15 protein-coding genes are annotated in these 15,317 nt (G+C 37.4%); 2 read left to right on the top strand and 13 right to left on the bottom strand.

Annotated features, from left to right (window positions below; all coding sequences use genetic code 11):
* Window positions 1-49: 49 nt before the first annotated feature.
* From GO593_RS15600 to GO593_RS15590, 3 genes are all read right to left on the bottom strand, one after another.
* Window positions 50-2,215, bottom strand: coding sequence for a malate synthase G (locus tag GO593_RS15600; protein WP_000126961.1), 2,166 nt, complete (start codon window positions 2,213-2,215; stop codon window positions 50-52).
* A gap of 370 nt (window positions 2,216-2,585) precedes the next feature.
* Window positions 2,586-3,728, bottom strand: a complete 1,143-nt coding sequence (gene zapE, locus GO593_RS15595; RefSeq protein WP_000933387.1) for a cell division protein ZapE — start codon at window positions 3,726-3,728, stop codon at window positions 2,586-2,588.
* A gap of 83 nt (window positions 3,729-3,811) precedes the next feature.
* On the bottom strand, window positions 3,812-4,831 hold the full coding sequence (locus tag GO593_RS15590; protein ID WP_000830348.1) for a helix-turn-helix domain-containing protein: 1,020 nt from the start codon (window positions 4,829-4,831) through the stop codon (window positions 3,812-3,814).
* A gap of 121 nt (window positions 4,832-4,952) precedes the next feature.
* Between GO593_RS15590 and GO593_RS15585 the strand changes: the two genes are divergently transcribed.
* Together GO593_RS15585 and GO593_RS15580 are read left to right on the top strand one after the other, a co-directional pair.
* Entirely contained in the window at window positions 4,953-6,500 is a 1,548-nt protein-coding gene (locus tag GO593_RS15585) for a flavin-containing monooxygenase (RefSeq protein ID WP_100223320.1), read from the top strand.
* 49 nt (window positions 6,501-6,549) lie between these two features.
* Window positions 6,550-7,461, top strand: coding sequence for a LysO family transporter (locus tag GO593_RS15580; RefSeq protein WP_001192280.1), 912 nt, complete (start codon window positions 6,550-6,552; stop codon window positions 7,459-7,461).
* Here GO593_RS15580 and pyrF read toward each other — a convergent pair.
* The 10 genes from pyrF to GO593_RS15530 form a co-directional block, all read right to left on the bottom strand.
* Window positions 7,458-8,156: an orotidine-5'-phosphate decarboxylase gene (gene pyrF, locus GO593_RS15575; RefSeq protein ID WP_000392933.1), complete on the bottom strand. Its 699-nt coding sequence runs from the start codon at window positions 8,154-8,156 to the stop codon at window positions 7,458-7,460. The genes GO593_RS15580 and pyrF overlap by 4 nt on opposite strands.
* Before the next feature lie 166 nt (window positions 8,157-8,322).
* Window positions 8,323-8,688 (bottom strand): lipopolysaccharide assembly protein LapA domain-containing protein, encoded by a 366-nt coding sequence (locus GO593_RS15570; RefSeq protein WP_001269278.1) that lies wholly within the window; start codon window positions 8,686-8,688, stop codon window positions 8,323-8,325.
* 24 nt (window positions 8,689-8,712) lie between these two features.
* The gene (locus tag GO593_RS15565) at window positions 8,713-9,015 is read right to left on the bottom strand and encodes an integration host factor subunit beta (protein ID WP_000205997.1); all 303 of its coding nucleotides are present in this window, start codon (window positions 9,013-9,015) and stop codon (window positions 8,713-8,715) included.
* A gap of 156 nt (window positions 9,016-9,171) precedes the next feature.
* On the bottom strand, window positions 9,172-10,845 hold the full coding sequence (gene rpsA / locus GO593_RS15560) for a 30S ribosomal protein S1 (RefSeq protein ID WP_000140309.1): 1,674 nt from the start codon (window positions 10,843-10,845) through the stop codon (window positions 9,172-9,174).
* 104 nt (window positions 10,846-10,949) lie between these two features.
* Window positions 10,950-11,636: a (d)CMP kinase gene (gene cmk / locus GO593_RS15555; protein ID WP_000218018.1), complete on the bottom strand. Its 687-nt coding sequence runs from the start codon at window positions 11,634-11,636 to the stop codon at window positions 10,950-10,952.
* A 7-nt stretch (window positions 11,637-11,643) separates the two neighbouring features.
* Window positions 11,644-12,087 (bottom strand): SRPBCC family protein, encoded by a 444-nt coding sequence (locus GO593_RS15550; RefSeq protein ID WP_001246675.1) that lies wholly within the window; start codon window positions 12,085-12,087, stop codon window positions 11,644-11,646.
* Between the two features lie 69 nt (window positions 12,088-12,156).
* Window positions 12,157-12,660, bottom strand: coding sequence for a tRNA adenosine(34) deaminase TadA (gene tadA, locus GO593_RS15545; RefSeq protein WP_000033177.1), 504 nt, complete (start codon window positions 12,658-12,660; stop codon window positions 12,157-12,159).
* Between the two features lie 6 nt (window positions 12,661-12,666).
* Window positions 12,667-13,791, bottom strand: coding sequence for an enoyl-CoA hydratase/isomerase family protein (locus tag GO593_RS15540; protein WP_001983908.1), 1,125 nt, complete (start codon window positions 13,789-13,791; stop codon window positions 12,667-12,669).
* Window positions 13,788-14,501: a uracil-DNA glycosylase gene (gene ung / locus GO593_RS15535; protein ID WP_001177525.1), complete on the bottom strand. Its 714-nt coding sequence runs from the start codon at window positions 14,499-14,501 to the stop codon at window positions 13,788-13,790. Before ung ends, GO593_RS15540 begins: the two co-directional genes overlap by 4 nt.
* Before the next feature lie 50 nt (window positions 14,502-14,551).
* The gene (locus GO593_RS15530) at window positions 14,552-15,148 is read right to left on the bottom strand and encodes a 6-pyruvoyl trahydropterin synthase family protein (protein WP_000908453.1); all 597 of its coding nucleotides are present in this window, start codon (window positions 15,146-15,148) and stop codon (window positions 14,552-14,554) included.
* Window positions 15,149-15,317: the final 169 nt, after the last annotated feature.

Below are 15,317 nucleotides of genomic sequence, written 5' to 3'. Positions count from 1 at the left end.
CCGAAAATAAAAAAGCCTCCGAAGAGGCTTTTTTTATAACAGGTTAAAATTAGTCACCTGTATAACCTTTTAATTTTAAACGAGCCGCATGTAGTAATGGCTCAGTATAACCAGAAGGCTGTTCACAACCTTTAAAGATAAGATCTGAAGCTGCTTGGAAAGCAATATTAGTTTCAAAGTTAGCTGCCATTGGTTTATACAATGGATCATTCGCATTTTGTTCATCAACAATTTTTGCCATGCGTTTAAGCACTTCTTCAACTTGTTCACGAGTCACGATACCGTGACGTAACCAGTTGGCAACATGTTGAGAAGAAATACGTAATGTTGCACGGTCTTCCATTAAGCCCACATTGTTAATATCCGGAACTTTTGAACAACCTACACCTAAGTCCACCCAACGAACAACGTAACCTAAAATACCTTGGCAGTTATTTTCAAGTTCGTTATTAATTTCTTCTGCTGACCAGTTTGTATCAGTTGCAAATGGAGGAGTTAACAAGTCATCTAATGACAACATTTCTTCAGCTTTTAACTGATCTTGACGTGCTTTTACATTTACTTGATGGTAATGCATCGCATGAAGTACAGCACCAGTTGGTGATGGAACCCAAGCACATGAAGCACCAGCATTTGGATGAGCAGCTTTAGTTGCCAACATATCTTTCATGCTATCTGGTTTTGGCCACATGCCTTTACCAATTTGAGCTTTACCTTGTAAACCACATTTCAAACCAATTGCAACGTTACGGTTTTCGTATGCAGCAATCCATTTTTGTGTTTTAACCGCTTCTTTACGAACAACTGGAGCAGCTTCCATAGAAGTATGGATTTCATCACCAGTACGATCCATGAACCCAGTGTTAATAAAGATTGTGCGATCTTTAGCAGCAGCAATACAGTTTTTCAGGTTTACAGATGTACGGCGTTCTTCATCCATAATACCGATTTTTAAAGACTTCGCTGGTAATCCTAGGGCTTGCTCAGCACGCTCAAATAACTCAACAGCAAAAGCAACTTCTTCAGGACCATGCATTTTTGGTTTAACAATATACATAGACCCTTTACGAGAGTTTTTATTTTCGTTTTCACTACGGATGTCAGCAATTGATAACAATGGTGTTACCAACGCATCCATAATACCTTCGAAAATTTCTTCACCATCAACTAAAATCGCTGGATTCGTCATTAAATGGCCTACGTTACGAAGTAACATAAGTGAACGACCATGTAGTTTTGTTGTGCCGCCGATCAAATTTTTAATTTCACGGTCTTTATTCAAAGCGCGAACAATTGTTTTACCATTTTTTTCGATAGATTCTTGAAGAGTGCCCTTCATCAAACCTAACCAGTTACGATAACCTTCAACTTTTTCTTCTGCATCAACAGCTGCTACAGAGTCTTCAAGATCCTGAATTGTTGTAACCGCAGCTTCAAGTGTTAGATCTTTAACACCAGCTAAATCAGTTTGGCCAATTGGGCTATTCGCATCAATTTCAATAATGACATGTAGGCCATTACTCAAAAGAACAACTTCTGAAGGGTTCGCTTCTTCACCATTGAAACCCACAAACTGAGCTTCATGAGCTAAGCCAGTTTTAGTACCATCTTTTAAAGTCACAACGAGTTTATTCTGCTCGATTGCATATTTAGTTGCATCAGCATGTGAGCCTTGCGCAAGCGGGAAAATTTCATTTAAGAAGTTTTTAGCAAACTCAATAACTTTCGCACCACGTACAGGGTTATATCCTTTTCCTTTTTCTGCACCGCCTTCTTCTGAAATTACATCGAAGCCGTAAAGTGCATCATATAAAGAACCCCAACGCGCATTTGCTGCATTTAAGCAATAACGTGCATTACGTACAGGTACTACTAATTGTGGACCTGCTAACAATGCAATTTCTTCATCTACGTTTTCAGTAGTAATTTGGAAGTCTTCAACTTCTGGTAATAAATAACCAATTTCAGTTAAAAATGCTTTGTAAGCACCTAATTCAAATTTATTGTTGCGGTGCCATTCATCAATTTTTGCTTGTAATTCATCACGCTTAGCCAATAATGCTTTATTCTTTGGACTAAGGTCGACAACAACTTGCTCAAAGTTCTTCCAGTAAGTTTCACTATCTAAACCAGAACCTGGTAAAGCTTCATTTTCGATAAAATCGTAAAGTTCTTTAGCAATCGCTAACTTGCCTTTTTGAATACGTGCAGTCATTGTCTTTCCTGAAGTTGCTACTTTTTATACCAAGAGAATCCTAGTATACCGATTTAAATTAAGCTGAATACTAATATCACATTCCTAAATAGTAAGCATTTTCCCTTGCATAACTATTGACAAAGATAAATTTTTCTATATAGGAAAATATTAAAATTCCAACTAGGATTCCCAACAATTTATTCAATATTTAAAGATACTGAAACTAGACTTTTTGTTAACAAACAAAAAAATTTCACTATCTTGTTTTTTCTAAAGCGTATTTAGTTATATCAAACTTTGCACAATGAAAAAGTACTATTTCGCTAAATTTACCTTTTTTTGTTGTAAAAAAAGCGCTCAATTTAGAGCGCTCTTCATATCTGACTTCTTAAGAAGTTTTAGTCGCATCAATATGTCGATGTTCAGAATGCAAATACTCATCTGACTGCATTTCTAATAAACGTGAACGAGTACGCTCAATTTCAAAAGCCAATTTCTCGCCTTGATAGATATCAATAATACTATCTTGAGAGGTTAAAAGTAGTTTGACTCCACGATCATAAAATTCATCGACTAGATAAATAAAACGACGTGTGCCTTCAGACAAGAAGTCTGTTAAGTGAGGAACATTACTAACTAAAACCGTATTATAAATATTGGCAATTTCAATAAAGTCTGCTGGACTACGGGGCTTTAAGCAAAGTTCAGAAAACTCACACCATAAAACATCTTCCGTATGCCCTAGGGTTTCAACAACACGGTTATTGATCACAATCGGTTCATGAGAATTTGTTTGAGTATGAGTTAAAGCAGTATAACGCTCTGATATCCAGCTTTGAGCTTCATTACCTAATGGTGATTTAAACAATTGAGCCTGTTTTAAAACACGTAAACGGTAATCCACCCCTGCATCTACATTTAAAACGACACAGTTCTTTTTAACCATTTCAATTGTAGGAATAAAACGATCACGGTGAATCCCGTTTTTATATAAACCGTCTGGTGCAATGTTTGAAGTTGCAATGAGCGTTACACCACGAACAAATAACTTTTGGAATAAGTCACTCAAAATCATTGCATCAGTTACGTTCGAGACAAAAAACTCATCGAAACAAATAACGACAGCATCTTTATAAATTTGATCAGCTACGATATCGAGTGGATTACGTTGACCCGAAAGTTTATTTAACTCTTTATGAACATGTTGCATAAAGTGATGAAAATGCATACGTGTTTTACGGCGAAATGGTACAGACTCATAAAATTGGTCCATAAGCCAAGTTTTGCCACGTCCTACACCGCCCCACATATATACACCTTTTGGAGAAGTTTGGCGGCGGAAACGACGGAAAGCTTTTTTAGAAGCCTTATAACGATTTAAAAGTTCTTTCCATACACGATCTAATTCTTGCACTGCCTGTGCTTGTGCCTCATCTGCCATAAACTGGCCTGAAGCCAATGCCTCAGCATAGCGCTCTGCTGGGGAAGACGGAGTAAATGCAGTACTATGAGAAGATTTTAAATTTAACATATCATTTTATTTCAATTTTAACTGAAGAGAGTATAGCGAACATTTTGTCCGACCACATTAGCTTTTAGCATCAAGAGTTACACTCAGTAAAACTCTTTTCCATATTGCCGAGGACTCTGTCCAAACCATCTTTTAAATGCATGATTAAAAGCGGCAGGTTCAGAATAACCAAGTGCTTCTGCAATAACTTCTATTGAATACTCTTTATATTCCATAAGTTTAAGCGCCTTATTCTTAATAATCTGTTCACGAATTTGTTTATAACTCGTATTAAGCTGCTGCAATTGATGCCTTAATGTCCTTTCAGGCATTTTCAAAGCAAAAGCGGTTTCCGCCATGCTCGGGATAATTCCTTGTTGTAGCTCTAAATAATCTTGCACATATTGAATAATAGGCGGTATTTGATGATCTTGTTCATTTAATCTTTCTATTTCTTTAATACATTTAGCCTCATAGATACGATGAGTAATAATATCTGCTGAAGGAATTTTTATTTCCAGCACATTCTTACTTAGGCTAAATGCTGCATGTGTAGAATTAAAATGTAGATCATCTCCATAATATGCGTAATATTGAGCAACGGTATCTGGATCAGAGGGTTTCGGAAATGGTAAATCTATACGCATATCAGGCATTTTTAAGCCCATCATGGTATAAATATCCTGAATAAACTTATAAGTACCCGAAATTTCGCATTGGGCACGGAGTAAACCGATTTCTGTTTTTAAATCGACCGGTAAATAGTTCAAAATGATGTGTTTTTCAGTTTCTTGTAAGCTCAAAGTACCAAATAAATGAGTAAGCTTTTGATACTGTATGCCTTTTTCTAACGCCGTTTGTATGTCATGACTGGTCACAAGTAACATGAGTAAAGGACCATAACCTGCCAATGCGTAATGTTGTCCAATAAATAATCCTTTCTCTGGGTCAACATTCTCACTAATAATTTGCTGTATATCCCATTCCAAACTGTCATGAATTGTTGAGCTTGGGTCCAAGGAATCTACTTTAATACCTATATCTGCCAAACGTGAGTCGACATCAATGCCCGCATTGCGCATTCCTTGAATTAAATAGATTAAACCAAGTGCCGATCGTTTCATTCTTTTATCAATTTCCCTAGACTGAAATGTTTTACTATAAAGAAGTGATAAAATTAATTGCCGAATCTATCAATTTTCACGTCGATACAATCATGTTTAAACTGTTTAAAAAACGTTAGTCTTGCCTGCAATCCTCTTTACCGCATATGCAGGGTTTCCAATGCTAAACGCAAAACAACATGCTATTCAAAAAACTAAAATCGCAATTATTGGTGCTGGATTCGGTGGCCTTGCCATGGCTATTCGTCTGTTACAAAGCCAACAATCAGATTTTTTTATTTTAGAAAAATCTAATGATGTCGGTGGAACTTGGCGTGAAAACCGCTATCCAGGAGCTGCGTGTGATGTTCAATCACATATGTACTCTTTGTCTTTTGCACCTAAAACTGACTGGTCAAAACGTTATGCAGAAGCTCCTGAAATTTTCGATTATATCCAAGATATAACCAATCAATATCAAATTAAAAACTACTGTAAGTTTAACCATGAGGTTACTCATGTACAGTATGATGAAGTGCGCCATATATGGACACTAGATTTTGCAAACCAACCTTCTCTCGAAGCACAATTTGTAGTTTTTGCATCAGGTCCGCTACATATTCCACAAATCCCTCATATTCAAGGTATTGAAAAGTTCAAGGGTAAAGTTTTTCACTCTTCCCGATGGGAACATGACTACAGTCTAGAAGGTAAATCAGTTGCTTCCATTGGTACTGGTGGTAGTGCAATTCAATATATTCCAGAAATCGCAAAAGACGTTAAGCAATTATATGTATTCCAACGTACAGCAGCTTGGGTTATCCCACGAGATGAGCGTAAATACTCTAATTTGAGCAAAGCTCTATTTAAAAAATCAAACCTCTACCGACAAATTCATCGTAGTCGCCTTTATTGGAGTAATGAATCTCGCGTTGTTCCTATAGTTCAGCCGCAAATCATGAAATATGGGCAAAAATTAGCTGAGGCATTTATACGTTTCCAAGTTAAAGATAAAGGTTTAGCCAAGAAACTTACACCAGACTTTGTGATGGGCTGTAAACGCATTCTTATTTCAAATAAATACTTCCCTACTTTTAACCGTAAAAATGTTGAATTAGTGACCGAGGGTATTCAAGAAATTAAAGAGAACAGTATTATTACAAAGGATGGAAAAGAAAGACCAATTGACTGTTTAATCTATGGAACTGGTTTTGTTACCGATCCACGTATTTATTTAAAACATTTTACATGTATTGGTCGCAATCAAATTGAATTGAAACAGGCTTGGAAAAACGGTGCAGAAAGTTATTATGGAATTATGACCAAGAATTTTCCTAACCTATTTCAACTGGTCGGGCCAAATACCGTTTTAGGTCATAATTCGATTATATTTATGATTGAGTCACAAGTTAATTATATTTTACAGCTTATTGATCTAGTTGAAAAATCTGGACAGCACGCTATAGAAGTTAAACCGGAAGTTCAGGATTCCTTCAATGAAAGAATACAAACACAACTTCAAGGTACTGTATGGCAAGCTGGCGGATGTAGCAGCTGGTATCAAGCTGCCGATGGAAAGAACTTTTCTTTATGGCCAACTTATACATGGAAATATTGGCTAGACACTCGTAAAGTTAATCCTAAAGATTATTTGTTATTAAATAAATGCTCACAGAGCTATGCAGCATAATATGTTCAATACATAATAGATAGGTTGATAACAATCTATCTATTATTATATGCAGTCCGTTAGTCTCATTATTCAAATTTTTCTTGTATTAGCATTTGGTTATTTTCTAGGTCCTAAACTCTCACTAAATATTCGGCATTTTATTTTTAAAATCCTGCCTTATTTTTCTTATATTTTACTAACCAGTGTAGCTTTAGAACTAACACTCGCCCTTGACCAAATTGATAATCCTTCTACTATACTTCCACCTGCTCTATTAATTGCATTAACCACTTCTCTTGGTTCTTTTTTTACTTGCTTATTCGCCTATACAATTTTTGATAAAGAAAGTGTTAAAGGGAAAATTTCACTTCAACTGTTTATGAATGCATTAAAAAATATTGCCAAGGCATTTCTAGCTTTAACAATAGGCGTGATTTTAGGAATTCTTCTTACCCAATTACATACACATATTCCCTTTAATAGTTGGTATTTACTATTACTTTTTATTTTTTTAATCGGAATCGAACTTGCTTTTACTCATTTTAATCGCACATGGTTAAGCTGGAAAATTCTTATTGTACCTTTGGCCGCCTTTATAGGCTCGTGCTTAGCTGGGTTTCTCAACTATTCCTTACTTGGTCATGAGTTTACACTTAATGAAATATTAGCTTTGGGCCAAGGCTATGGTTGGTATTCAATGTCAGGTATTTTATTTACACAACTACATTCAGCTGAGTTAGGTGGGATTGCCTTGCTCACAGATCTATTTAGAGAGATAGTTGCAATTTTACTCATGTATACCATGGGTTGGCGGTTTCCACGTCCAGCAATTTCAAGTGCTGGCGCTACCTCAATGGATGTAACATTAGCAATGGTAAAACAGTCATGTGGTACACATTATGTACCACATGCCATGATGAGCGGCTTACTCTTAAGTCTACTCGCTCCACTTTTAATTACTGTGTTTTTAAACTTTTAAGCAATTGAAGCAAGAATTGACTTCAACATTTCAGTTGGATTTTCTGCTTTAGTAATCGGACGACCAATAACTAAATGTGTAGACCCATCAAGCATTGCCTGTTTCGGAGTTACAATACGTTTTTGGTCATCTGCATTACTACCCTCAGGACGTATTCCCGGAGTAACTAAAGAGAAATCTTGTCCGATTAACTCACGAAGAATTTTAGCTTCTTGAGCAGAACAAACTACACCATCTAAACCACTTTCTTTAGTAAGTTTCGCCAATCTTTTAACTTGTTCTACAGGTTCAATATCTAACCCGATATCTTTTAAATCTTCACGGCCCATTGAAGTTAAAACTGTTACCGCAATTAATTGTGTTTGATAATTACCTGCTTTTAAACGCTCCACACAGGTTTCCATCATTTTACGGCCACCTGATGCATGTACGTTAACCATCCATACACCTAAGTCTGCGGCAGCACATACAGCTTGAGCCGTCGTATTTGGAATATCATGGAATTTTAAATCTAGGAAAACTTCGAAACTTTCTTCTTGAAGTTTTTTTACAACAGATGGGCCTTCATGAGTAAAAAGCTCTTTACCTACTTTTACGCGACATAAAGTAGGATCAAGTTGTTCAACAATTTTTAAAGCGTCATATTGGCTTTTAGCGTCCAACGCAACAATGATACTCAAGAGACTTTCTTCCATCACATAAAATCAGCGCTATTATAATAGACAAGTCAGCCAGTAATAAAGAAATCTATTGAACCAAGTTCTTAAATGAGGAAATAGTGATTTTAAACTAGAAGGATAATGAGGAATATAGAAGGGAAAATACTACTCTTTATGACGAGATAAAGAGTAGTACCAAAAATTATAAAGGAGTAGAGTTTTTATCTTGGGGATAAATATCTACAACAGTTTTTTCATGTCTTACATTTGCAGCTGCTTCTGCTGCCGCCAATTGAGCACTTTGAATTTGTTCTTTTCTCAAATGATCAATATCTTTGCGGAGACGTTTAATTTCCCAGCTTTTTTGGAAAACTCGGAAAACTTGTACACCTAATAAAAGCCCAACCACAATTCCAAGCGCTAAGGTAAGCAACAATAATAAACCTAAACGCATTGCAGGAACTTGAGTAAATAATAAATCAACAGGAAGTTCTGTTGGGTTCTGCAAAACAAGTGCTAAAGAATAGCCAAATACAATAATGAGTAATGCAATTAGAATATAACGCATAGGCACCCCACTTATGAGTTTTATTTATTTTCCAGATTCATTCACTGCATCACGGAGTGCTTTACCTGGTTTAAAATGTGGAACAGCCTTCGCTGCAACATCTACTGACTTACCTGTTTTAGGGTTACGACCAACTCTAGGTTCACGGTGGTGTAATGCAAAGCTACCAAAACCACGGATTTCAATACGATTGTCAGACGAAAGAGCTTCGATCATTTGGTCAATCATAATCTTAACCGCTTCTTCCACCAATGGTTCAGCCAAGTGTGGATTTTTTAGCGCAATGCGTTCAATCAAATCAGACTTATTAAGAGCTTCAGTAGTCATCTACGACCTCGTTATTTATTACTACTCTAAGTCGTTTGATAATAACCTGTTTAAATACAAAACGGTAGCGCAGTATGTTGAATACTACGCTACCGTTTACAGTAATTTGTATAAAAAGTACAATTTCGTTACATGAAACTGTACTTTGTTAACTTATTACTTCATTTGTGCTTTGATCAAGTCACCAATAGTCTTAGGACCATTGTCTTGAGAAGCTGATGCTGTACGCAAGTTAGCAACTGCTTCTTTCTCTTCAGCTTCGTCTTTCGCTTTGATAGACAAGTTGATAGAACGAGATTTACGGTCAACGTTGATGATTTTCGCTTCAACTTCTTGACCAACTTCCAAGAATTTAGTTGCATCTTCAACGCGGTCACGGTTGATTTCAGAAGCTTTAAGAGTAGCTTCTACTTCGTCAGCTAACTTAACAGTTGCACCACGAGCATCAACTGCAGTTACAGTACCTTTAACTAAAGCACCACGTTCGTTAGCAGCTAAGAAATCATTGAACGGATCGCTATTCAATTGCTTGATACCAAGGCTGATACGGTTACCTTCAGCGTCTACAGACAAGATAACTGCTTCAACAGTGTCACCTTTCTTGTAACGACGGATAGCTTCTTCGCCTTGTTCGTTCCAAGAAATATCAGACAAGTGAACTAGACCGTCAATACCGCCATTTAAACCAATGAAGATACCAAAGTCAGTGATAGACTTGATTGTACCTGAAACTTTTTCGCCTTTCTCATGAGACTTAGCAAACTCTTCCCATGGGTTAGCACGAGTTTGTTTGATACCAAGGCTGATACGACGACGTTCTTCGTCAACTTCAAGAACCATAACATCAACTTCGTCACCGATCTGAACAACTTTAGATGGGTGGATGTTTTTGTTAGTGTGGTCCATTTCAGAAACGTGTACTAAACCTTCAACGCCTTCAGCGATTTCAGCGAAACAACCGTAGTCAGTTAAGTTAGTAACACGTGCTTTAACGATAGAACCTTTAGGGTAACGGCTCATGATCGCTAACCATGGATCTTCGCCTAATTGTTTAAGGCCTAAAGATACGCGGTTACGTTCACGGTCAAACTTAAGTACTTTAACAGTAACTTCTTGACCAACTTCAACAACTTCTGAAGGGTGCTTGATACGCTTCCAAGCCATATCTGTGATATGAAGAAGACCATCAATACCGCCAAGATCAACGAATGCACCGTAATCAGTAAGGTTTTTGATAGTACCTGTAACTGTTTGACCTTCTTCAAGTTGAGCAAGTAATGCTTCACGGTCAGCAGAAGATTCAGCTTCCATAACAGCACGACGAGATACAACAACGTTGTTACGTTTAGCATCAAGCTTGATTACTTTAAACTCTAACTCTTTACCTTCAAGGTGAGTTGTGTCACGGATAGGACGAGTGTCAACTAATGAGCCAGGTAAGAACGCACGAACAGGACCGATGTCAACAGTGAAACCGCCTTTAACTTTACCAGAGATAACACCAGTAACGATTTCGCCATCTTCAAAGATTTTTTCAAGTTTAGTCCAAGTTTCAGCACGTTTAGCTTTTTCACGTGATAAAACTGTTTGACCCATACCGTTGTCAAGAGCTTCAACAACTACGTCAACAGTATCGCCAACCTGAACTTCAAGTTCACGTTGTTCATTTAAAAATTCAGCACGGTCAACAATGCCTTCAGATTTAAGGCCAGTGTCAACAGTAACCCAGTCACTATCGATGTTTACAACAACACCTTGGATGACTGCACCCTTTTCAACGTTGAGGTTTAATTCACTTTCTTCAAAGAGGGCTGCAAAAGATTCGGTCATGATATACCTGATAAAGTCAGCGGTCTTGGATCAGACAAGGCCGGTTTAGTTAAGTATCAACATAGTCTTTATAGACTGATCAAGCTATGCGTCAACTGATAATCTTAGTTGCTAACAGTACGGCTATTGACGTAATCAACCATCAACTTAAATACTTGATCGATCGTTAATTCCGAACTATCAATAATATAAGCGTCTGCGGCTGGCTTGAGAGGAGCTACTTCTCGCTCCATATCTCTTTTGTCACGCGCTTGTATATTAGCTAAAATGTCGTTTATTTTAGCATCTAGCCCCATACCCTGCAACTGTTTTACTCTTCGCTCAGCACGCGACTCAGCTGAAGCAGTCAAATAAATTTTAGCATTAGCTTCCGGGAAAATTGATGTTGCCATATCTCGACCATCTGCAACTAATCCCGGAGTTTGTGCAAATGCTCTTTGGCGCTCAAAAAGTGCTTGTCTGAGCTCTGGTATTGCTGCAACTTTAGATGCGTATTCTCCAACACGCTCTGTACGGATAGTTTGGGTTACATCTTCCCCATCGAGGAAAACTAATGTTCCCTCTGCCGAGGTTTCAAACTTAATATTAAGCTGACGAGCATAGTTAACACACTCATCTAAATGGCTATCTAATTTTTCCAATAAATCATGTTTATGTAATGACAACCCTAACAAACGATATAAGGCACCCGAATCAAGTAAATGAAATTGATAATACGCAGCAAGTTTCGCCGCTAATGTTCCTTTACCCGAACCACTCGGACCATCAATAGTAATAATTTGAACTGTCATTGAACTCTCACGAAGAAGCAAATGCTTTAGCTAATCTCGAAAAGCCTAGTGTAATCGCTAGTTTTAGCTGTGCAAGAATTAATTTACTTACAACAGGAGCTTTTGCGGTTAATTCGATACGATACGTAACCAAAGTAATATAAGGGGTAATTTCTGAGAACTCGATTCGACCTAAATGGTGTTTCACTAGAGGATTATCAATCAGTTTATATTCAATACGTTTGTTTTCTTCGAGATGCGTGATTTCTTCTTTAAGTGGTTTAATCACGCCAAACCCCATACGACGAACAGAACCCACTCCATCAGGTCTTTCAGGATCTGCCGAATCTTTAACACGCACAACTTGTAGTGGAGCAAATGCAGTGTTGTAAGCTGCATGTTTAGAAAGCAGGTTAAAGACATCACTAAGAGGAGCATTAAATTCTTTTTGTATAGTAATTACATTACGCATGAAAGTTCCTTATTTAAATAAATCATGTCAATGAAACGGCGTTAGTGTGCCATAACCTCATGACATTTTTTAATCATTTAAGGACGTTTTTTGTTGTTTCTCTTGTTTCTTTTGTTCACGTCTTTGCTTAAAAAAAAGACTTAACTGTTGAGCACATTTTTCATGTAAACATCCATGCTCAAAAGTAAATTTATGGTTGTAATAACCATTTTCTAATAATTGACGTGCACTCACGAGTGAGCCAGCTTTAGGTTCTGTTGTTCCAAATACGACATGTTTAATTCTTGCATGTACTAATGCTCCCACACACATTGTGCACGGCTCAAGCGTAACATACAAAGTCGCATCTTCAGGTAAACGATAATTTTTCAATGACTCACAAGCCGCACGAATAGCTTGAATTTCTGCATGAGCTGTAGGATCAGATAAACCAATTGGAGCATTAAAACCAGCTCCAATTAACTTATTTTGACTCACGATTACAGCTCCTACAGGAATTTCCCCCTGCTCGGCTGCTAATTCAGCTTGCTCGTAAGCAAGCTGCATCCAATACTCATCACTAAATTTAGACATTATTGATTATGACACTACACCATATTGTCTAAGTAATGCATTCCAGCTATCAATCGTCGTGATCGGTGGATCATCGGCCAAAATACCTCGTAATGTAAGGTCTTCACATGCTTTCCATTCAGGTGATAAATCTTTATCAACTAAGCGTGCGCGAACACCTTCCACAAAGTCAGGATGGCGAATTTTCCATTCAGAGATTTGCGCTTCTAAATCAAAAACTTCATCCCAAGAATGAACTTGTTTACCCCATTGCCATAACAACCAAGTAATTGCTGCTGTACTAGGTGAGCCCTTTTGTAAGTTTTCACTCGCTTGACGCAACCAGTCACTGCTTGCATCTCGCAAGCTGACGATCGCTTGATAGTCTTGTTCAAAGCTTGAACCACGGCAAACACTATGTATAACGTCTAACGAATTTTGTAATGGCCCTGCGGCAACCGGGCGATGTAAACTATTTAAAGTATCATCGATCGCACGGAAATCACCTGCCGGATAGTGAGCCCAATTAATATTGAGTACTTTCTGTAGAACATTATCACGTTGTGCTTCACAAATATGCGTCGCCCAACCAATGCTATATGCCCCAGCAGCCGTCATAATAGAACCTGTCAAACCAGTAAATAAACCAATTTGCCCACGGTCAGCAAGGAAACGGCTTGCTCCAACATCAGGGTATAAACCAATATTAATTTCAGGCATAGCCAAACGTGAATATGGTGTAACCAAACGGAAAGGTGCAGCCATAAACAAGCCTAAACCACCACCCATTACATAGCCTTCGCCCCAAACAACAACCGGTTTAGCATAGTTATGTAACAATAAATCCAAAGCATATTCTTGCTGGAAAAATTTATTTGCGGTTTCTACTTCCTGATTAATTACCAGCTGACGTAATTTGCGTACATCTCCACCCGCACAAAATGCTTTTGGTGTAGTCGAGTCCAACCAAATTGCTTTTACTTGCTCATCATCACGGAAGTCTTCAAATACTCGTAATAGAGCTGTTACGATTGATTCATCTAAAGCGTGTAATGATTTAGGTCGATTCAAACGTACAATACGCCAACCATTTTTCGCTTCTTCAACTACCAAATCCGGATGATAGCTATTTACATTGGGAGAGTTCATCATGCGTCCAATTGCCAGTCTATGGGCTCAATGCCATGTTGTTTCAAATATTGATTTGTTTTGGAAAACACTTTACATCCAAAGAAACCACCACGATTAGCCGCAAGTGGCGATGGATGTGCAGCAGTTAAAACCAAGTGTTTTTCTCTATTTATACGTTGTCCTTTACGTTGTGCATAAGCACCCCATAAAATAAAAACAATGTGTTCACGTTGTTCATTTAAAACATCAATTACTGCGTCAGTAAACTCTTCCCAACCTTGTTTTTGATGTGATGTGGGTTGCCCTGCTTCTACAGTAAGTACACTGTTTAATAAAAGTACGCCTTGCTCAGCCCATTTGGTTAAATCACCATGACGAGAAACCGGCACACCCAAATCTGTATGTAGTTCATGAAAAATATTACGTAAAGATGGTGGCAATGCAACCCCTCTTTGAACGGAGAAACTTAAGCCATTTGCCTGATTTGGACCATGATATGGATCTTGTCCTAATATAACGACTTTCACATGGTCTAACGGCGTAATATTTAAAGCATTAAATATTTGTTTACTTGGTGGATATATTATTTTTTGAGCCTGTTTTTGTTGAAACAAAAAGTCTCTTAAACTATCCATATAAGGACTCAGTAAAAATGGAATTAATGATCTTTTCCAGCTTTCTTCTAATTGAACTTTACTGAGTTTGTCTTGCTGTTGCTCAGTTAATTGCATTAATGTCATCCTAGATGAATTTTCATTTCTACAAACAAAAGGAAGTTAACTTACACTTCTACTTGTAAGTTAACATGCGGATTATGAAACTTAATCCCTTGTTTTAAATTTTCATACATATTTGGATCAGCCCATTCGGATTGGACTTGTTCTGAAAAAATAATTCCCTCAAGGTTTAACAGCCCCATTTGTTCATTTTGAATATCTTCAAGAAAACTTTGGGCATAACCTGTATCGGTTTCATGAACAATCACTGAATAGACTTCAACATCACCTTCCCCATTTTGGGTAACAGTAGATTGTAATACTTGCTGAGCTAAATAGAAGAAGATTCGAGAAAATTGCTCAGCAGATGGCGAAACTGGTAAAGAGATCCAACGCGCGCTAAAAGTCTTACAAGCATCAATATATTGAGGATCATCTTTTTCCCAGAAACAAATCGCATGATCAAAGCTATCGAAAAGGTCCTTAATTACGCCTTTTAACAGCCCAAAATCATATACCATTTGTCCATGATCTAATTTCGAAGCTTTAAGTAATAACTCGACTTTATAACTATGCCCATGAATAGATCGCTTACAACGATCCGATGTACAGTTACGTACGACGTGTGCATTTTCAAACTTAAATAACTTACGAATTAACATGTGCCAAATCGATCATTCCTTCTAAGAACATTATTATAAAGCAAAAGATAAAAACTTCGCACCACTTTTCAAATAGAAACAATTAGCAAAAAGTATGATAAGAGATGTGAAGAAATTTTGAAGATATTGATTTTTACTTTAAATACTGTCTATACAGAAGTATGACCTC

The sequence above is a fragment of the Acinetobacter baumannii genome (genome assembly GCF_009759685.1).
Taxonomy (GTDB): Bacteria; Pseudomonadota; Gammaproteobacteria; order Pseudomonadales; family Moraxellaceae; genus Acinetobacter; species Acinetobacter baumannii.
This window is presented reverse-complemented; position numbering and strand designations above follow the sequence as displayed.

Coding starts and splice junctions, on each gene's coding strand:
- GO593_RS15600 (WP_000126961.1), bottom strand. CDS start 2,215: ATGACTGCACGTATTCAAAAAGGCAAGTTAGCGATTGCTAAAGAACTT.
- zapE (WP_000933387.1), bottom strand. CDS start 3,728: ATGTTAAATTTAAAATCTTCTCATAGTACTGCATTTACTCCGTCTTCC.
- GO593_RS15590 (WP_000830348.1), bottom strand. CDS start 4,831: ATGAAACGATCGGCACTTGGTTTAATCTATTTAATTCAAGGAATGCGC.
- GO593_RS15580 (WP_001192280.1), top strand. CDS start 6,550: ATGCAGTCCGTTAGTCTCATTATTCAAATTTTTCTTGTATTAGCATTT.
- pyrF (WP_000392933.1), bottom strand. CDS start 8,156: ATGGAAGAAAGTCTCTTGAGTATCATTGTTGCGTTGGACGCTAAAAGC.
- GO593_RS15570 (WP_001269278.1), bottom strand. CDS start 8,688: ATGCGTTATATTCTAATTGCATTACTCATTATTGTATTTGGCTATTCT.
- GO593_RS15565 (WP_000205997.1), bottom strand. CDS start 9,015: ATGACTACTGAAGCTCTTAATAAGTCTGATTTGATTGAACGCATTGCG.
- rpsA (WP_000140309.1), bottom strand. CDS start 10,845: ATGACCGAATCTTTTGCAGCCCTCTTTGAAGAAAGTGAATTAAACCTC.
- cmk (WP_000218018.1), bottom strand. CDS start 11,636: ATGACAGTTCAAATTATTACTATTGATGGTCCGAGTGGTTCGGGTAAA.
- GO593_RS15550 (WP_001246675.1), bottom strand. CDS start 12,087: ATGCGTAATGTAATTACTATACAAAAAGAATTTAATGCTCCTCTTAGT.
- tadA (WP_000033177.1), bottom strand. CDS start 12,660: ATGTCTAAATTTAGTGATGAGTATTGGATGCAGCTTGCTTACGAGCAA.
- GO593_RS15540 (WP_001983908.1), bottom strand. CDS start 13,791: ATGATGAACTCTCCCAATGTAAATAGCTATCATCCGGATTTGGTAGTT.
- ung (WP_001177525.1), bottom strand. CDS start 14,501: ATGCAATTAACTGAGCAACAGCAAGACAAACTCAGTAAAGTTCAATTA.
- GO593_RS15530 (WP_000908453.1), bottom strand. CDS start 15,148: ATGTTAATTCGTAAGTTATTTAAGTTTGAAAATGCACACGTCGTACGT.